This is a genomic window from Sphingomonas sp. 1F27F7B, assembly GCF_005503355.1.
GTDB lineage: Bacteria > Pseudomonadota > Alphaproteobacteria > Sphingomonadales > Sphingomonadaceae > Sphingomonas.
In genome coordinates this window covers 258155-275439 of record NZ_SCMK01000001.1, presented here as the reverse complement: position 1 = coordinate 275439, position 17285 = coordinate 258155, and the positions used below count along the sequence as shown (strand labels likewise).

Sequence of the window (17285 nt, the reverse complement as noted above, 5' to 3'; positions counted from 1 at the left end):
GAGCCGTCAGACGCCATCAATATCCCGCGCTTTCCGCCAGCGCATTGGCGTGGAAATTACTGTCGCCGAACATCTCGGCGAGGACGCGGGCGCGTTTCATGAAGAAGCCGATGTCGAATTCGTCGGTCATGCCGATGCCCCCGTGCATCTGGACACCCTCCTGCACGGCGAGCGTGGTGGCAAGCCCCGTCATCGCCTTGGCGACCGCGACGGCCTCCGCGGCGGCGGCGGCGTATTCCGGGCCGGCATCGAGCAACTGCTGTGCCTTGAGCACGGCGGCGCGGGCGACTTCCATTTCGCTGTAGAGATGCGCGGCGCGATGCTGGAGCGCCTGGAAGCTGCCGATGGCGACGCCGAACTGCTTGCGCTCGCGCAGGTACGACACGGTCATGTCCATGGCACCGCCGCCGACGCCGATCATCTCGGCCGCGGCACCGGTACGGCCGGCGGCGAGCAGGCGGGCAAGCGGGCCGTCGCCCTGGTCGACTTCGCCGATCACCGCATCGGCATCGACTTCGACGCCATCGAACTGAAGGCGGGCGGCGATGCTGGAGTCCGCCAGGCGCTCGGGCGTGGCGGTGAGGCCCTGGGCATCGCCGGCAACGGCGAACAGGGTGGTGCCGTTGCCGGTGCGGGCGGCGACGAGCAGCAGGTCGGCGACATGGCCGTTCGTCACGAACTGCTTTGCGCCGGTGAGGCGGAAGCCATTGCCCGCGCGCTCGGCCTGCATCGCGATCCTGCCGTCATGCTTGGCGCCTTCGTCGATCGCCAGCGCGGCGACGGTCTCGCCGGCGAGGATGCCCGGATACCAGGCCCGAGCGGCGGCGCTGCCCTTCAGCGCCTCGACCGCCGTCACTGCGGTAGCAAGAAAGGGAGAGGGCGCGAGGTTGCGGCCGATCTCCTCGAGCACCACGCCCGCCTCGACATGGCCGAGGCCGAGGCCGCCATCCGCTTCGGGGATCAGGATGCCGGTGAAGCCCATTTCGGCGAACTGCTTCCACAGTGCGCGCGAGAAGCCGGTGGCGTCGCCCGCGTCGCGCAGCGCGCGCATATGGGCGACCGGGGCTTCCGCGGCGACGAAGTCCTTAGCCGTGTCGCGGAGCATGATCTGGTCGTCGTTGAGATAGAGGGGCATCTGCTTCTCTTTCGTCATCCCCGCGCAGGCGGGGATCCAGGATAACAATGTGAGCCGCTTCTGGCTCTGGATCCCCGCCTTCGCGGGGATGACGGATTAACTGGGCAGATCCAGGATCCGCTTGGCGATGATGTTGAGCTGGATCTCGCTGGTGCCGCCTTCGATCGAATTGGCCTTGGTGCGCAGCCACGTCCGGGCGGCGGCGCCCTCATGGCTCGCCTCGCTCTCCCATTCGAGCGCGTCGCTGCCACCGGCGGCCATCTGCAGCTCGTGGCGGGCCTTGTTCAGCTCGGTGCCGTAATATTTCATCATCGAAGGCTGGGCGGGATGCGCCTGGCCGGCCTTCAATTCGTCGATGAACTTCTCCGACATCGCCGTGAACGCCTTGGATCGCACCTCGAACAGCGCGATCTGCGCGCGCAGGATCGGGTCGACGCCCTTGCGCGCCGCCTCCACCAGCGGATCCTTGCCGGCGCCGCTCAGGCCGAAGCCGGAGATCATCTCGCGCTCGTGACCCAGGAGATATTTGGCGACGTCCCAGCCCTTGTTCAGCGTGCCGAGCAGATTGCCCTTGGGCACCTCGACATTGTCGAAGAAGGTCTCGCAAAAGGGCGAGTTGCCGCTGATCAGCAGGATCGGCCTGGTCGAGACGCCGGGCGACGCCATGTCGAACAGCAGGAAGCTGATGCCGGCCTGCTTGACCGACTTGTCGGTGCGCACCAGGCAGAAGATCCAGTCGGCCTTGTCGGCATAGCTGGTCCACACCTTCTGGCCATTGACCAGGAAGTGATCTCCCTTGTCCTCCGCCGAAGTTTGCAGGCCGGCGAGGTCCGAGCCGGCATTGGGTTCGCTATAGCCCTGGCACCAGCGGATTTCGCCGCGCGCGATCTTCGGGAGATGTTCGAGCTTCTGCGCTTCGGTGCCGTATTTCAGCAGCGCCGGGCCGAGCATCGAGATGCCGAAGCTGTTGAGCGGATTGCGCGCCTTGATCCGCTTCAGCTCCTCGCGGAGGATCTTGGTCTCGGCCGGCGAGAGACCGCCGCCGCCATAGGCCTGGGGCCAATCGGGCACGGTCCAGCCGCGCGCGGCCATGCGATCGAGCCAGAGCTTCTGGTCGGGGTGCGCATATTCGGGATTGCGGCCGCCCCAGGTGGTTTCCTTGTCCGATTTGGGCGGGGTGCGCATCTCGGCCGGGCAATTGGCTTCGAGCCAGGCCCGGGTTTCGGCACGGAATTGGTCGAGGTCTTCGCTCATATTTCCTCTCCATTCCTCCCCCGGAGGGGGAGGGGGACCACCGCGAAGCGGTGGTGGAGGGGGCTTGCCCCGAGCGGATCGCCCGTGGCGCTCCCCCTCCGTCACGCTTTGCGTGCCACCTCCCCCTCCGGGGGAGGGTCTTACTCAGCTCACTTGTTGAACTTCTCGCCCTTCTCCGCCTTCTCGCAGAGCAGCGGGGCGACTTCGAAGCCATATTTCTCAAGGCCTTCGACGATCTTCTTGAGACCTTCGGTGTCGGCCCAGAACATCGGGCCGCCGCGATACGGGGGCCAGCCATAGCCATAGACCCAGACCACATCGATGTCGCTCGCGCGCTGGGCCATCTTCTCGGCGAGGATCAGCGCGCCTTCGTTGACCATGGTGTAGAGCGTGCGGACGACGATCTCCTCCTCGGTGATCTCGTGCTGCGGCACGCCCAGCTTCTCGCGCCATTCGGCGATCAACTCGGCGACGCGCGGCGAGTTCGAGGGGTTCCGCTTCTCGTCATAATCGTAGAAGCCGGCGCTCTTCTTCTGGCCCCAGCGGCCCTCGGCGGCGAGCGCGTCGCGGATGTTCTCGATCCGGTTCGGATCGCGGTGCCAGCCGATGTCGACGCCGGCGAGATCGGCCATCTGGAACGGGCCCATCGGCATGCCGAAGGCGACATGGACCTTGTCGATCTGCTCCGGCGTGGCGCCTTCGAGCAGCATCTTGTTCGCTTCGACCTGGCGCGGCATCAGCATGCGGTTGCCGATGAAGCCGTAACAGACGCCGGCAATGACGGCGACCTTCCTGATCTTCTTCGACACGGCCATGGCGGTGGCGAGCACGTCGTCGGCGGTCTTGGCGCCGCGGACGATCTCGAGCAGCTTCATCACGTTCGCCGGCGAGAAGAAGTGCAGGCCGAGCACGTCCTGCGGACGCGAGGTGGCCGCCGCGATCTCGTCGATGTTCAGATAGCTGGTGTTCGAGGCGAGGATGGCACCCGGCTTGGCGATCTTGTCGAGCTTCGAGAAGATGTCCTTCTTGACGTCCATATTCTCATAGACCGCCTCGATGATCAGGTCGCACTCGCCGAGCGCGCCGAAATCGAGCGTCGGATTCAGCAGGCCCATCGCGCCTTCGACCTGCTCGGCGGTCATGCGGCCCTTGGCGGCGGTCGCTTCGTAGTTCTTGCGCATCACGCCGGTGCCGCGATCAAGCGCGTCCTGCGCCATCTCGACGATGGTCACCGGGATGCCGGCCGACAGGAAGTTCATCGAGATGCCGCCGCCCATCGTGCCGGCGCCGATCACGCCGACGCGCTTGATGTCGCGGAGCGCGATGTCCTCGGCGATGCCGTCGATCTTCGCCGCCTTGCGCTCGGCGAAGAAGATGTGGCGCAGCGCCGCGGACTGGGTGCCCATGATCAGCTTCATGAAGCCCATGCGCTCGGCCTGGACGCCCTCGGCATAGGGCTTGCCGGCGGTCTGCTCGATCAGGTCCATGATCGTGTTGGGCGCGTCCATGCCGCGGAAGCGCTTGGCATTCTTGGCGCGGAAGGCCTCGAACACCGCCGGATCGACGGTGACGGGGCGCTCGGACGAGCGCGACACCGGCTTGCCGATCACTTCCTGGGCGAAGGCAACGGCGTCGGCGAGGAGATTGCCCTCGGTCGCGAGGCGATCGACCAGGCCAGCGGCCTTGGCCTGCTCGGCCGAGATCGGATCGCCCTTGGTCGCCATTTCGAGCGCGGTTTCGACGCCCGCGACGCGCGGCATGCGCTGGGTGCCGCCGGCGCCGGGCAGGATGCCGAGCTTCACCTCGGGCAGGCCGAACTTCGCCGAGGGCACGGCGATGCGATAATGCGAGGCGAGGGCGACTTCGCAGCCGCCGCCGAGCGCGGTGCCATGGACGGCGGCGATCACCGGCTTGTCGAGCGCTTCGATCTCGTCGACCAGCACGGGGAGCGAGGGCTCCTGCATCGGCTTGCCGAACTCGGTGATGTCGGCGCCGGCGAAGAAGGTCTTGCCGGCACAGGTAATGACGACGGCCTTGATGCTGTCGTCATTCTTCGCTTCCTGGATGCCCGCCTGGATGCCCTGGCGGACCGCCGCGCCGAGCGCGTTCACCGGCGGATTGTCCGAAGTGATGATCAGGACGTCGCCCTGGCGAGTGGTGGTGATGGGGGAGGTCATGTTCGTCTCCAGTTATGGGTTCACGCGATGGCGTGGAGAGAAGAAGTTCGATTCACGCGGAGGCGCGGAGAAGGAAGAAGAATTGGTTCGAGCGAAGGTGCCCAGAGGGTGCGCTCCTGGCAATGGGCCGGGCCGCGTCAGCGGCTGCTGGACGACGGCGATTTGGAAGGCCGCTGTCGCGGCGGAGGGCCATCTCCGTGTCTCCGCGCCTTCGCGTGAACCATTTCTCCTCCTGTCTCATCAATCCGCCAGTGCCGAATAGATCAGCGTCTTCAGCTCGCGCCGGATCGGGAAGAGCGTGGACGGAGAAAGCTGCGTCATGAAGACCATCGAGAGCCGCTCGACGGGATCGATGAAGAAGGCGGTCGAGAACATCCCGCCCCAATAATATTCGCCGGCCGAGCCCGGGATCATCGCCTTGGCCGGATCCAGGGTGATCGCGAAGCCCAGGCCGAAGCCCGTGCCGGCATTGGTGGTCTCGCTGAACAGCGACCTGGACATGGCGTGGAGGTCCGAGCCGCCGGGCAGATGGTTGACCGTCATCAGCTCGATCGTCTTGCGGCTGACCAGCCGGACGCCGTCCAGCTCGCCCTTGTTCAGGAAGAAGGTGCAGAAGCGGTGATAGTCGAGCGCCGTGGAGACGAGCCCGCCGCCGCCCGAGACCAGGCGTGGCTCCCTCGACCAGGCGCTTTCGGCCCCGCGATCGTACATCACCCGGCCCTTGCCCTGGACCATCGTCCAGCAATCGGCGAGGCGGTCGATCTTGTCCGCCGGGACGGTGAAGCCGGTGTCGTGCATGCCGAGCGGCACCAAGATGCGCCGCGCGAAGAAATCGCCCAGCTTCATGCCCGAGACGCGCTCGACCACGGCGCCAAGCACGTCGGTGGAGACCGAATAATTCCATTCGGCGCCCGGCGAGAATTCGAGCGGGATATTGCCGAGCGCGGCGATGAACTCGTCGAGCGTCAGATTGCCGTGCCAGTTCTCGATCCTGCCATCGCGATAGGCGGCGTCGACATTGGTGCGGTTCTGGAAACTGTAGGTGAGGCCCGAAGTGTGGCGGAGCAGGTCCACCATGCGCATCGGCTCGTCGGTGGGCAGGGTCTGGAACGGCACGCCGCCGCCGCCCGCCTTGAACACGCCCAGCCCCTTCAGTTCGGGAAGGACGTGGTGGACGGGCGTGTCGAGCGCGACCAGCCCTTCCTCGACCAGCATCATGAAGGCCAGGCTGGTAACCGGCTTGGTCATCGAGGCGATGCGGAAGATCGTGGTTTCGTCCACTGGCGCGCCGCCCTCGCGGGCCGCGCCCTGATGCGAGAAATGCACGATCTCGCCGCCGCGCGCGATCAGCAGCTGGGCGTGGGGCAGCTTGCCCGAGTCGAGATAGCGAGTCTTCAGGTACGGATCGATCCGGGCCAGCCGGGCCGCGTCGAAACCCTGACTTTCGGGCTTGGCAATCGTCATGCGGCTGGCATACCTCTCATTCGAAACCGGTGACTCGCATCTTCTCGGGGACGCGCTTCCCCTATTGCCTTGAGCGCGCGATGAATCAACACTAACGTTGTTTACGGTACGGCATTCGGTGCCAAACCCAACATTCTAGAAACATAAGCTGGAGAGAATCGCCTTGGCCCCCGAACCGATCGTCCCGCTCGACCCCAAATGGCCGGCGATGTCGCTGGCGCAGGTGAAGGCGGCGCTCACTGCGCCGGGCGCGCGCTTCGAGATGGACGAGGTGGAGATCCGCGGCGTGCCCACCCGGGTCTGGAAGAACGCCCCGCCCACGCTCGGGGTGCTCCAGCAGCTGGTGCGGCTCTATGGCGACCGCGTCTTCACGATCTATGAGGACGAGCGAGTCACCTATGACGCGAATTATCGCGCGGTCTGCCATCTCGCCCGGAAGCTGACCGAGATGGGGGTGGGGAAGGGTGATCGCGTCGCGCTGGCGATGCGCAACCTGCCCGAATGGCCGACCATCTTCTTCGCGGTGACCAGCCTGGGCGCGATTATCGTGCCGCTCAATGCGTGGTGGACGGGCGGCGAGCTGGAATATGGCCTGAGGGATTCGGGCGCGAAGGTGCTGTTCGTCGATGCCGAGCGGCATGCGCGGCTGAAGGACTGCTATGCGCAGCTGCCCGCGCTGGAGCGCGTGGTGGTGAGCCGCTGCGACGAGGAACTGGGCGGCGATGCCAGCCGCCTGGAGGTGCTGATCGGCACGCGGCATGACTGGGCGGGGCTGCCCGACATCCCGTTCCCGCAGGTGGCGGTGTCGCCCGAGGACGATGCGACGATCTTCTATACCAGCGGCACCACCGGCAATCCCAAGGGCGCGCTGGGCACGCACCGCAATATCTGCACCAACATCCTGTCGAGCGGGTACAGCGCCGCGCGCGCGATGCTGCGCCGGGGCGAGGTGCCGCCGGCGGTGATTCCGCACAAGGTGGGCTTGCTGGTGATCCCGCTGTTCCACGTCACGGCGTGCAGCGCGGCGCTGATGACCGGGATCGCGACCGGGCAGACGATCCTGTTCATGCGCCGCTGGGACGCCGAGAAGGCGATGGGCCTGATCGAGCGCGAGAAGGTGACCTTCACCGGCGGCGTGCCGACGATCGCGTGGCAGCTGCTCGAGCACCCGGCGCGAGGGGAGTATGACCTGTCCAGCCTGGAGGCGATCTCCTATGGCGGCGCGCCGTCGGCGCCGGAGCTGGTCAAGCGCATCTATGAGGAATTCGGGGCGCTGCCCGGCAATGGCTGGGGCATGACCGAGACGATGGCGACGGTGACGCAGCACAGCGGCGAGGATTATCTGTCGCGGCCGACCAGCGCGGGCCAGCCGGTGGCGGTGGCCGACCTCAAGATCATGACCGTCGAGGGCGACCGCGAGCTTCCGGTCGGCGAAGTGGGCGAGCTCTGGGCCCGGGGCCCGATGATCGTGAAGGGCTATTGGGACAAGCCCGAGGCGACCGCCGAGACCTTTGTCGACGGCTGGGTGCGCACCGGGGATCTGGCCAAGCTCGACGAGGAGGGCTTTCTCTACATCGTCGACCGGGCCAAGGACATCGTGATCCGCGGCGGCGAGAACATCTATTCGAGCGAAGTGGAGGACGTGCTCTACGCTTTCCCCGGGGTGATGGACGCGGCGCTGATCGGCGTGCCGCACAAGATACTGGGCGAGGAGCCGGTGGCGGTGGTTCACATGGCGCCGGGCGCCAGCGCGACCGAGGCCGAGCTCCAGGGCTTCGTCCGCGAACGGCTGGCGGCGTTCAAGGTGCCGGTTCAGGTGCGCTTCTCGGCCGACACACTGCCGCGCAACGCCAATGGCAAGATCCTGAAGAAGGACCTGCGGGCCCTGTTCGTCGGGGAAACGGCAGCCTGAGGCGCAAGGGGACTGGCCGAAGGGGCGGGACGCGCTAGGATCGGCATCCGAAGGGAGACTTCGGATGCATGCCGATCGACGCGCTTTCCTGGCTCTGGCGACCGCGGCCATGGCGACACCGCCGCTGGCTCGGGCAGCGCGGTGGCAATCCGCGCCGGCCTTTCCGCCGGTCGATGCGCGCAGCGTCTGGCTGGTTGGCGACTCTGCGCCGCCCGATCCCGCCGCCATGTCGGCGCGGCTGGCGGAGCTGGCGGGTAGCGGGCCGGTGCGCGACGGCTATCTGAACGGCGGCGCGGTCGAGGCGCTGGAAAAGGCCTTTGCGGCCCATCTCGGCAAGGAGGCCTGCGCCTTCTTCCCGACGGGCACGCTCGCCAACAATGTCGCGCTGCGGGTGCTGTGCGGCGAGGCGCCGCATGCGCTCTGCCAATATGACAGCCATCTCTATCGCGACGAGAGCAACATGGCGCAGCGGCTGGCGGGCATCAACCTGGTGCCGCTGGGCGCGGGACGTGCGGCGCCGACCCAGGAGGAGCTGGTCGCGGCATTCGACGCGGCCGAGAAGGGCCCCTATGCGCTCAAGGTCGGGGCGATCTCGCTCGAGAGTCCGGTCCGGCGGCTGGACGGGCAGCTGATCCCGCAACGACGCATCGCCGAGATCGCCGCGCTGGCGGCGGCGCACGGCACGCGCATGCATCTCGACGCCGCGCGGCTGCTGCTCGCGCCGCCCGCGCTCGACCGCAAGGCCTATGTCGCGCCGTTCGAGACGGTCTATGTCTCGCTCTACAAATATCTGGGAGCGCCGTTCGGGGCGGTGCTGGCCGGGCCGGCGGCTACGATCGCCAGGGCGCGGGAATGGCGGCACCTCTATGGTGGGCTGATCTATCAGGGCTGGGCGCCGGCCCTGCTCGCGCTCGACGGGCTGCAGCGCCTTCCCGAGAGCATCGCCAAGGCGCATGGTACGGCCGAGGCGCTGTTCGCGGCGCTGGAGCGCAGCGGCAAGGTGAAGCGCCGGGCGAACCCCGACGCTTCCAACATCCATTGGCTGGAGATGCCCCAGGCGCTGGCCGAAGCCGCCTTCGAGCGCGGCCGCGCCGCCGGCGTGCGCATCGGGCGCTGGGACAAGGGAGCGATCCCCTTCTTCGTCAACGAGACGCTGCTGCGGCGCCCGGTCGAGGAATATGCGAAGCTGTTCCTGGGATAGGTTGCGAGCCTATCCCCTCTCTTCGCAATTCGCGCGAAAGCGGGGCCCATTTCCCAGGCCATCTGCCAATGCGCCGTTTGTTCGTAACGACGGCGCAAGAGATAGCCCGCCATCTCTCCGTCTCGCCCGCAATCAGTCCAGGAGATGGGCCCCCGTTTTCGCGGCGGTGACGACCGAAGAGACTGCGTTTCTCCATCCGGCGAGCCGCGCCTCGCGCTTGCCCGGCTCCAGCCTCGGCTCGAAGGTCAGCCCCGCGCCCCGCATCCGCGCCGCTTTCCCGAGGTCAGTGAACATGCCGCAGCCAATGCCGGCGAGCATCGCGGCCCCCAAGGCGGTGGTCTCGGCGAAATCGGGACGGTCCACGGGAATGGCGAGGATGTCGGCCAGGTCCTGGGCGATCCAGTCGTTGGTGACCATGCCGCCGTCGATGCGCAGCCGCGACCAGTCGGCCCCGTCCGCCGCGAAGGCGGCCTTCAGGTCGTGGCTCTGGTGCGCCATCGCTTCCAGCGCCGCGCGGACGATGTGTGCGCGGGTGGCGGCGAAGCTGAGGCCGGAGATCGCGGCGCGCGCCTCCGGCTCCCACCAGGGCGCGCCGAGCCCGGACAGGGCCGGAGCCAGGTAGACGCCGCCATTGTCCTTCACCGAGCGCGCCAGCGCCTCGGTCTCCTGGGCCGTCTCGATCAGCTTCACCGAGTCGCGCAGCCACTGGACCAGGCTGCCGGCGACGAATACCGAGCCCTCGATCGCATAGGTGCGCCGCCCGCCCAGCTGCCAGAGCACGGTGGCGAGCAGCCGGTTCTTCGACGCGGGCGGGGCGCTGCCGGCATTGGTCAGCACGAAGGCGCCGGTGCCATAGGTCGCCTTGGTGTCGCCGCGTTCCAGACAGGCCTGGCCGATCGTCGCGGCCTGCTGGTCGCCGGCCAGGCCGCAGATCGGGATCTCGCCACCGAACAATTTCGTCGTGCCGAAGCTGCCGGCGCAATCGACGATCTCCGGCAGCGCGTCGCGCGGCGCGGAGAACATGTCGAGCAGCCCGTCGCTCCAGCCGCCAGAACCCAGGCCCATCAGCAGCGTGCGCGAGGCGTTGGTCGCGTCGGTGACATGGAGGCCGCCGGTGAGCTTCCACACCAGCCAGCTCTCGACAGTGCCGATGGCAAGGCGGTCGCCCACGCCCCTTAGCTGCGGCCAGTTGCGCATCGCCCAGGCGATCTTGGTGCCGGAGAAATAGGGATCGAGCAGCAGCCCGGTGCGCGCCTGGACGCCCGGTTCCTCGCCCGCCTCGCGCCAGGCGCGGCACATCGCGGCCGAACGGCGGTCCTGCCAGACGATGGCCGGGCCGAGCGGCTCGCCGGTGGTCTTGTCCCAGAAGACGATGGTCTCGCGCTGATTGGTGATGCCGATCGCGGCGATCGCCTGGGCGCCGCCGGCCTGCTGCACCATGGCCATCGCGCATTCGAGCGAGCGGCGCCAGATCTCGTTGGCGTCGTGCTCGACCAGGCCGGGCCCGGGATAATGTTGCGTGAGATCGGCGCCGTGGCTGCCCAGGCACTTGCCCGAGGGCGCGAACAGCATCGCGCGGGTGGAGGTGGTGCCCTCGTCGATGACCAGGATGTGCTCGCCCATGCCGCAAGGCTAGCGCAGCCGTTACGGCTGCGAAAGCCCGGCGCCGTCATCCCGCGCAGGCGGGGACCGGGCGTTTCCCTGCCGAGTCGCCCTCCGCTCTGGATCCGCGCCTGCGCGGGGATGACGAAGGGAAGGGGAGGCGCTAGGGTTTCGGCGAGAGAGAGGAAGGGCAGAAGTGAGCGATCGTTCCGGCAGCATCGGTGGCGACCCCCTGGACGAGGGCGCGTCCTCGGGACCCGCGCGTGCACCGCTGCTCGGCCCGTCGAGCCACGAGAGCATGGGCGACGGTCAGAAGCGCGATCGGCTGATGGCGGCGCTGGCGCTGATGGCGGGCATCGGCCTGTTGCTGGCACTGCCCTTCGCGCTGCAGGCGGGGGCGGTGTTCTTTCTGCCGCTGACCACGGCGCTGGTGATCGCGATCGCGCTGGTGCCGCTGCTCGAATGGCTGGAGCGCCACCGGGTGCCGGCGCCGATCGCGGCGTTCGTCTGCGTGCTGCTGTTCCTGATCGCGGCGAACGTCGCGCTGGCCTCGATCGTGGTGCCGGCCTGGCAATGGATCCGGGACCTTCCCGCCAAGATCCCGCAGATCCAGGAGAATCTGAAGCCGCTGATCGAATTCTACGCGAACCTCGACAGTTTCGTGAACAAGACGGTGATGAACTTTGCCTCGGCGCCGATGAAGCAGCCCGAAGTGATGGCGGCCACGCCGCCGCGGTCGCTGATCGACCTGTTCGCCACTTCGGCGCCGTCGGCGCTGGTGGAGATGTTCTTCGCCATCCTCGTCATCTATTTCTTCCTCTCGGGCTGGACGCGCCTGCGCCGCAACGCGATCACCAGCCGGGCGAGCTTCGGCGGCGCGATGGCGACCGCGCGGGTGATCCAAGACGTGGTGGACGATACCTCGGCCTATCTGGGCACGATCACGCTGATCAACCTGACGCTGGGGCTGATCGTGGCGGGCGTGCTGTGGGCGATCGGCATGCCGACGCCGCTGATGTGGGGCGGCATCGTCGCGCTGCTCAACTACATCCCCTATTTCGGGCCGGTGTTCGCCGCGCTGCTGCTGGCGATGGGCGGGCTGATGACCTTTCCGGACCTGGGCTGGGCGTTCGTGCCGCCGATCGTGATGATCGCCTGCCATCTGATCGAGGCGAATGTGGTGACGCCGCTGATCGTGGGCCACCGGCTGACGATCAGCCCGATCATGATCCTGATCTCGCTGAGCTTCTGGGGCTGGGTGTGGGGCACCACCGGGGCGCTGCTCGCGGTGCCGCTGCTGATCATCATCCAGACGGTGGTGAACGCCGCGGGCAAGCCGGACATCGCCGGTTTTCTCTTCGAGCACGGGACCTTGGTGAACGATCCTGTGGATAATCGGCCGCTGCGGCGAAAAAGTCGCGACCAATCCGGTTGACACCCCCGAATCTCGCGTCTAGTGCCCGCCTCCTCGCTTCGAGAGAGCGGGTGTAGCTCAGTTGGTTAGAGCGCCGGCCTGTCACGCCGGAGGTCGCGGGTTCGAGCCCCGTCACTCGCGCCATTCCCCATTGCCGGACCGGAAGGGCGACGCGCATGCGGCGCCGCGCGGGCCGATGTCGTGGCGGCGATGGTCGGTTCTCGGGCGCACATGCGGGTGTAGCTCAGTTGGTTAGAGCGCCGGCCTGTCACGCCGGAGGTCGCGGGTTCGAGCCCCGTCACTCGCGCCATGCGCCGCAAGGCCATGCCTCGCCGCAACGCCAGGGATAGCCGACGCCAGGCCAGGGCCGCGCTCAGGCCCGGCGCCAGCGCCCCGTCTCCATCCAGCGCAACACCCCGCCCAGCGGCAGGATCCAGACGATCCCCGTCACCACATAGATCGGCAGCTGGGCGAGCACGTGCAACTGCCCGATCCAGTGCGAGAAGCTCGCCACCAGGATGATCCACGCCAGGATCCAGGCGACGATGCCCAGCGCGCCCGCCGGCTTGCGCCAGCTCGGCGCTATGCTCCCGCGTGCCATGTCATGCCTTTCTCGGTGATCACGGCCTGGAGCGGTACGTCCCAGATGTCCGAAGGGATGGCGGGCACTTCCTGCATCGCCCAGGCAACGCCGACGCGCCATGCGTCGGGATAGCGGGCAAAGGCGCGGTCGTAATGGGCGGCGCCCTGGCCCAGGCGATTGAGGCGTGCGTCGAACCCCACCAGCGGCGTCAGGATCACGTCGGGTGCGATTTCGGGGCTGTCGGCTTGCGGCTGGCGCAGGCCGAACGGACCATCGACCAATGGCTCGCTCATTCGCCAGGCGAGGAAGCGCAGAGGGGCGGCGCGATCGACGACGAAGGGCAGGGCGAGCCGGCAGCCCCGCCCGGCCGCCGCGGCGGCGAGCTGGGTGGGGTCGGCTTCGCTGCCGATCGCGACATAGGTGGCGATGGTCATCCCCGCAGTCAGGCGCTCGACGAACGCCTCGGGGGCGAGGATGGCCTCGCTCGCTTCGCTGGCGAAGGCGTCACGCTCGGCGCGGAGCTGCGCCCGCAGGGCTAGCTTGTCGATCATGCGACGCTTCTAGGATAGCGGTGGCGGGACCGCCATGGCCGTTTGCCAGAATATCCACTGACGCCCGTTACGTCAGGTGGGGACCATGTGCAGCGGACCAGGATCCGTACAGGGACAGCCCCCATGGATGATGAATAGCCTCAGGGATAATTGCTATGGCTCGTACCGGGCAGTGCCCGCCGAGGACGGATGTAGGGATTTCGGCCGGTGCCCGCAACCACCCCCTTGCCGGGAGCGGCGGTCAGGCCTCGCTCGCATCCTCTTCCAGCGCCGCCGCCACGGCCTCCAGCCGGTCGGCGATGCGCTCCAGCAGCACCGGCGAGACGCCCTCGGGCGGATTGCGCTCGGTCTCGTCGAGCAAGTCGGCGAGGATCAGCGCGAGATAGACGAGCGTGCGCTCGGCATTCAGGCCGCCCGATGCGCGCAGTGCCGTGTCGGCATGGCGCCCGAGGATTGTCTCGAGGTGGCGGATATGCAACTCGTCGCCCTCGCGCGCGGCGATGGCGTAGCTGCGCCCGGCGACGGTGATGTCGATGTCCGCCATCAGTCCTGCTCCGCTCCGGCTTCGCGCGCGATCAATGCGTCCAGCGAGCTCACCGCGTCCTCGATGCGCGCGCGCAGCTTGGCGTGGCGTTGCGTGATCCGTTCGCAGGCATAGGCCCGCGCCGCGGCGGCTTTCTCGATGCGGACGAGGGCCTGTTCGATACGATCGGCGGGCGTACTTGCCATGGGTCAAGCGTTACGCACCCCATCCGAACCTAGCAACCCCTGAATGGTATCGGTTGCAGCGCGCGTTCGACAAGGCGGACCGGAGCCGCGCCGGTCCGAGTCCGCACGGCATCCGGCCGGCACTCGGGGTGTCGAGGCGGTTGACGTGGCGAGCCAAGGTGCCCAAAGGCGTCCGCGCCAGCATCAGGGGACTCCAAAGTGACCGCAAGCTTCACCGATTGCGCCAATGCCATCCGGGCATTGTCGATGGACGCCGTGGAGGCGGCCAATTCGGGGCATCCGGGCATGCCGATGGGCATGGCCGACGTCGCCACAGTGCTGTTCCAGAACTATCTGAAGTTCGATCCCGCCGATCCCAAATGGGCGGACCGCGACCGTTTCGTGCTGAGCGCGGGCCATGGCTCGATGCTGCTCTACTCGACGCTCTACCTGACCGGCTATGCGCGCCCGACGTTGCAGGACATCAGGGATTTCCGCCAGGTCGGCAGCCCCTGTGCCGGGCATCCGGAGAATTTCGAGCTGCCGGGGGTGGAATGCACCACCGGCCCGCTCGGCCAGGGCTTCGCGATGGCGGTCGGCATGGCCGCGGCGGAGCGGCACCTCAACGCCGTCTATGGCGACGATCTGGTCGATCACCGCACCTGGGTGATCGCCGGCGACGGCTGCCTGATGGAAGGCATCAACCACGAGGCGGTGGGCCTTGCCGGGCACTTGAAGCTCGGCAAGCTGATCGTGCTGTGGGACGACAACAAGATCACGATCGACGGCGCGGTGTCGCTCTCGTCGAGCGAGGACATCCCCGCCCGTTATCGCGCATCTGGCTGGCAGGTCGTCGCGTGCGACGGCCATGACCGGGCCGACATCGCCCGCGCGATCGACGAAGCGCTTGCCAGCGACCTGCCGTCGCTGGTCCAGTGCCGCACGGTGATCGGCAAGGGCGCGCCCAACAAGCAGGGCTCGTCCAAGGTGCACGGCTCGCCGCTGGGCGCGGACGAAGTCGCCGCCGCCCGGCAGGCGCTGGGCTGGAACCACCCGGCCTTCGAGATCCCGGGCGAGATCCGCGAAGCCTGGCTGGCGGCGGGCAAGCGCGGCGCCGCGCCGCATGCCGCGTGGAAGGCGCGGCTCGAGGCGCATGAGGATCGCGCCGAGTTCGAGCGCCGGATGCGCGGCGAGCTGCCGGCCTGGTTCTCGATGCAGGATCATATCCAGGGCCTGATCGACGCGCCGCAGAAAGTCGCGACGCGCAAGGCGAGCGAAATGGCGCTCGAGGCGATCAACGCGCAGATTCCCGACACCGTCGGCGGCTCGGCCGACCTGACCGGCTCGAACAACACGCTCACCAAGGGCCTGGGCACGTTCAGCGCCGACAATTACGCCAGCCGCTACGTCTATTACGGCATCCGCGAGTTCGGCATGGCCGCCGCGATGAACGGCATGGCGCTGCACGGCGGCGTGATCCCCTATGGCGGCACCTTCCTGGTCTTCGCGGACTATTGCCGCGCGGCAATCCGTCTCTCGGCGCTGCAGCAGGCGCGCGTCGTCTATGTGATGACGCACGATTCGATCGGCCTGGGCGAAGACGGTCCGACGCACCAGCCGGTGGAGCACCTGACCAGCCTGCGCCTGATCCCCAATCTCGACGTCTATCGCCCGTGCGACGTAGTCGAGACCGCGGAGTGCTGGGAGCTTGCCCTGCAGCGCGCGGACGGCCCCGGCCTGCTCGCGCTCAGCCGCCAGAACCTGCCGCAGCTGCGCACCGAGGCGGCCGAGAACCGCTCGGCGCGCGGTGGCTATGCGATCCGCGAGGCCGAGGCGCCGCGCCAGGTGGTGCTGATCGCCAGCGGCTCCGAAGTCGAGATCGCCGTCGCCGTGCGCGACGAACTGGAAGCCCAGGGCATCGGCGCCGATGTCGTCTCGATGCCGTGCTGGGAGCGGTTCGACGCGCAGGATGCGCAGTACAAGCGCGACCTGCTGCCGGCGCATGCGCTCAAGGTCTCGATCGAGGCCGGCGCGACGCTGGGCTGGGAGCGATACACCGGCTTGGACGGGCTAAACTTCGGCGTGGATGGATTCGGCGCGTCCGGCCCTTATCTCAAGCTCTACGAGCATTTCGGGCTCACCGCGGGAGCCATCGTGCCGCGGATCGTCGAAAAGTTGAACGGAGAACAGGCATGACGAAGGTTGCGATCAACGGGTTCGGGCGCATCGGTCGGCTGGTGGCGCGCGCGATCCTCGAGCGTCCCGACAGCGGGCTCGAGCTGGTCACGATCAACGACCTGGCCGATGCCAAGTCGAATGCGTGGCTGTTCTCGCGCGACAGCGTGCACGGCAAATATCCGGGCACCGTCACCGCCGATGGCGACGACCTGGTCGTCGACGGCAAGCGCATCCATGTGACCAAGGAGCGCGATCCCGCCAACCTGCCGCATGCCGCCAATGGCGTTGAGCTGGTGCTGGAGTGCACCGGCTTCTTCACCGACCGCGCCTCGGCCCAGAAGCATATCGATGCCGGCGCCAGGAAGGTGCTGATCTCGGCTCCGGGCAAGAATGTCGACCTGACCGTCGTCTTCGGGGTGAACCACGACAAGCTCGAGGCCGGCCACACGATCGTCTCCAACGCGTCGTGCACCACCAACTGCCTGGCGCCGGTCGCCAAGGTGCTGAACGACAGCATCGGCATCGAGCGCGGCCTGATGACCACGGTTCACGCCTATACCAACGACCAGAAGATCCTCGACCAGATCCACCCGGACCTGCGCCGCGCCCGCGCCGCCGCGATGAGCATCATTCCGACCACCACCGGCGCCGCCCGCGCGGTGGCCGAAGTGCTGCCGGAGCTGAAGGGCAAGCTGGACGGCTCGGCGATCCGCGTTCCGGTTCCGGACGGCAGCCTCGTCGACCTGACCTTCACGCCGAGCCGCGATACCACCGTCGAGGAAGTGAATTCGGTGCTGAAGGCAGCATCGGAGAGCGGCCCGCTGAAGGGCGTGCTCTATTACTCGGACGAGCCGCTGGTCTCGGTCGACATCGTCCACACCCCGGCCTCGTCGACGGTCGACAGTCTGGAGACCGCGGTGATCGACGGCAAGCTCGTCCGCGTGGTGAGCTGGTACGACAATGAATGGGGCTTCTCGAACCGCATGGTCGACACCGCCAGCGCGATGGCGAAGCTGGGCTAGGGACCGCCCTTCAAACCCTGCCGTCATGCTGAACTTGTTTCGGCATCCAACGTGTTTCAAGCGGCATCGTCCGCGGAGAGTTGG

General features: G+C 67.7%; 14 protein-coding genes and 2 tRNA genes. 7 read left to right on the top strand and 9 right to left on the bottom strand.

Translation table 11 applies throughout. The annotated features are described in order from the left end of the window. Positions 1-16: 16 nt before the first annotated feature. From FFS08_RS01285 to FFS08_RS01270, 4 genes are all read right to left on the bottom strand, one after another. A complete protein-coding gene (locus FFS08_RS01285; protein WP_137860978.1) occupies positions 17-1135 on the bottom strand; it encodes an acyl-CoA dehydrogenase family protein in 1119 nt (372 codons plus the stop codon). A gap of 96 nt (positions 1136-1231) precedes the next feature. Continuing rightward, the gene (locus tag FFS08_RS01280) at positions 1232-2389 is read right to left on the bottom strand and encodes an acyl-CoA dehydrogenase family protein (protein WP_137860979.1); all 1158 of its coding nucleotides are present in this window, start codon (positions 2387-2389) and stop codon (positions 1232-1234) included. 149 nt (positions 2390-2538) lie between these two features. Then, positions 2539-4566 (bottom strand): 3-hydroxyacyl-CoA dehydrogenase NAD-binding domain-containing protein, encoded by a 2028-nt coding sequence (locus FFS08_RS01275; RefSeq protein ID WP_137860980.1) that lies wholly within the window; start codon positions 4564-4566, stop codon positions 2539-2541. Between the two features lie 240 nt (positions 4567-4806). Continuing rightward, positions 4807-6030 carry a serine hydrolase domain-containing protein gene (locus tag FFS08_RS01270; protein ID WP_137860981.1) on the bottom strand — a complete coding sequence of 408 codons (1224 nt, stop codon included), beginning with the start codon at positions 6028-6030 and terminating at the stop codon, positions 4807-4809. A 208-nt stretch (positions 6031-6238) separates the two neighbouring features. Between FFS08_RS01270 and FFS08_RS01265 the strand changes: the two genes are divergently transcribed. Next, a complete protein-coding gene (locus FFS08_RS01265; RefSeq protein ID WP_137861149.1) occupies positions 6239-7942 on the top strand; it encodes a class I adenylate-forming enzyme family protein in 1704 nt (567 codons plus the stop codon). A gap of 64 nt (positions 7943-8006) precedes the next feature. Continuing rightward, the gene (locus FFS08_RS01260; RefSeq protein ID WP_137860982.1) at positions 8007-9143 is read left to right on the top strand and encodes a threonine aldolase family protein; all 1137 of its coding nucleotides are present in this window, start codon (positions 8007-8009) and stop codon (positions 9141-9143) included. 132 nt (positions 9144-9275) lie between these two features. On the opposite strand, the gene FFS08_RS01255 is transcribed toward FFS08_RS01260, so the two are convergent. After that, the gene (locus tag FFS08_RS01255) at positions 9276-10766 is read right to left on the bottom strand and encodes a glycerol kinase (RefSeq protein ID WP_137860983.1); all 1491 of its coding nucleotides are present in this window, start codon (positions 10764-10766) and stop codon (positions 9276-9278) included. A gap of 175 nt (positions 10767-10941) precedes the next feature. Between FFS08_RS01255 and FFS08_RS01250 the strand changes: the two genes are divergently transcribed. The 3 genes from FFS08_RS01250 (at position 10942) to FFS08_RS01240 (ending at position 12469) form a co-directional block, all read left to right on the top strand. Then, positions 10942-12180 carry an AI-2E family transporter gene (locus tag FFS08_RS01250; protein ID WP_502701990.1) on the top strand — a complete coding sequence of 413 codons (1239 nt, stop codon included), beginning with the start codon at positions 10942-10944 and terminating at the stop codon, positions 12178-12180. A 46-nt stretch (positions 12181-12226) separates the two neighbouring features. Continuing rightward, positions 12227-12303 (top strand) — tRNA-Asp (locus FFS08_RS01245). Between the two features lie 89 nt (positions 12304-12392). Then, positions 12393-12469, top strand: a tRNA-Asp gene (locus tag FFS08_RS01240). Positions 12470-12532: 63 nt separating this feature from the next. On the opposite strand, the gene FFS08_RS01235 is transcribed toward FFS08_RS01240, so the two are convergent. The 4 genes from FFS08_RS01235 to FFS08_RS01220 all read right to left on the bottom strand — a co-directional run bounded on the left by FFS08_RS01235 (position 12533) and on the right by FFS08_RS01220 (position 14022). Then, positions 12533-12760 (bottom strand): DUF2842 domain-containing protein, encoded by a 228-nt coding sequence (locus FFS08_RS01235; RefSeq protein WP_137860984.1) that lies wholly within the window; start codon positions 12758-12760, stop codon positions 12533-12535. Further along, positions 12742-13293: a 5-formyltetrahydrofolate cyclo-ligase gene (locus FFS08_RS01230; RefSeq protein ID WP_137860985.1), complete on the bottom strand. Its 552-nt coding sequence runs from the start codon at positions 13291-13293 to the stop codon at positions 12742-12744. The genes FFS08_RS01235 and FFS08_RS01230 overlap by 19 nt, the downstream gene beginning before the upstream one ends. 241 nt (positions 13294-13534) lie before the next feature. Then, entirely contained in the window at positions 13535-13837 is a 303-nt protein-coding gene (locus FFS08_RS01225) for a cell division protein ZapA (protein ID WP_137860986.1), read from the bottom strand. Continuing rightward, positions 13837-14022, bottom strand: coding sequence for a hypothetical protein (locus FFS08_RS01220; protein WP_086129626.1), 186 nt, complete (start codon positions 14020-14022; stop codon positions 13837-13839). Before FFS08_RS01220 ends, FFS08_RS01225 begins: the two co-directional genes overlap by 1 nt. 198 nt (positions 14023-14220) lie before the next feature. Here FFS08_RS01220 and tkt point away from each other — a divergent pair, with 198 nt between their 5' ends. Together tkt and gap are read left to right on the top strand one after the other, a co-directional pair. Then, positions 14221-16197 carry a transketolase gene (gene tkt / locus FFS08_RS01215; protein ID WP_137860987.1) on the top strand — a complete coding sequence of 659 codons (1977 nt, stop codon included), beginning with the start codon at positions 14221-14223 and terminating at the stop codon, positions 16195-16197. Further along, on the top strand, positions 16194-17201 hold the full coding sequence (gene gap, locus FFS08_RS01210) for a type I glyceraldehyde-3-phosphate dehydrogenase (protein ID WP_137860988.1): 1008 nt from the start codon (positions 16194-16196) through the stop codon (positions 17199-17201). The genes tkt and gap overlap by 4 nt, the downstream gene beginning before the upstream one ends. Positions 17202-17285: the final 84 nt, after the last annotated feature.

What these genes read in the sequence shown, in the direction of transcription:
- FFS08_RS01285 (WP_137860978.1), bottom strand. Translation starts at nt 1,135, where the DNA reads ATGCCCCTCTATCTCAACGACGACCAGATCATGCTCCGCGACACGGCT.
- FFS08_RS01280 (WP_137860979.1), bottom strand. Translation starts at nt 2,389, where the DNA reads ATGAGCGAAGACCTCGACCAATTCCGTGCCGAAACCCGGGCCTGGCTC.
- FFS08_RS01275 (WP_137860980.1), bottom strand. Translation starts at nt 4,566, where the DNA reads ATGACCTCCCCCATCACCACCACTCGCCAGGGCGACGTCCTGATCATC.
- FFS08_RS01270 (WP_137860981.1), bottom strand. Translation starts at nt 6,030, where the DNA reads ATGACGATTGCCAAGCCCGAAAGTCAGGGTTTCGACGCGGCCCGGCTG.
- FFS08_RS01265 (WP_137861149.1), top strand. Translation starts at nt 6,239, where the DNA reads ATGTCGCTGGCGCAGGTGAAGGCGGCGCTCACTGCGCCGGGCGCGCGC.
- FFS08_RS01260 (WP_137860982.1), top strand. Translation starts at nt 8,007, where the DNA reads ATGCATGCCGATCGACGCGCTTTCCTGGCTCTGGCGACCGCGGCCATG.
- FFS08_RS01255 (WP_137860983.1), bottom strand. Translation starts at nt 10,766, where the DNA reads ATGGGCGAGCACATCCTGGTCATCGACGAGGGCACCACCTCCACCCGC.
- FFS08_RS01235 (WP_137860984.1), bottom strand. Translation starts at nt 12,760, where the DNA reads ATGGCACGCGGGAGCATAGCGCCGAGCTGGCGCAAGCCGGCGGGCGCG.
- FFS08_RS01230 (WP_137860985.1), bottom strand. Translation starts at nt 13,293, where the DNA reads ATGATCGACAAGCTAGCCCTGCGGGCGCAGCTCCGCGCCGAGCGTGAC.
- FFS08_RS01225 (WP_137860986.1), bottom strand. Translation starts at nt 13,837, where the DNA reads ATGGCGGACATCGACATCACCGTCGCCGGGCGCAGCTACGCCATCGCC.
- FFS08_RS01220 (WP_086129626.1), bottom strand. Translation starts at nt 14,022, where the DNA reads ATGGCAAGTACGCCCGCCGATCGTATCGAACAGGCCCTCGTCCGCATC.
- gap (WP_137860988.1), top strand. Translation starts at nt 16,194, where the DNA reads ATGACGAAGGTTGCGATCAACGGGTTCGGGCGCATCGGTCGGCTGGTG.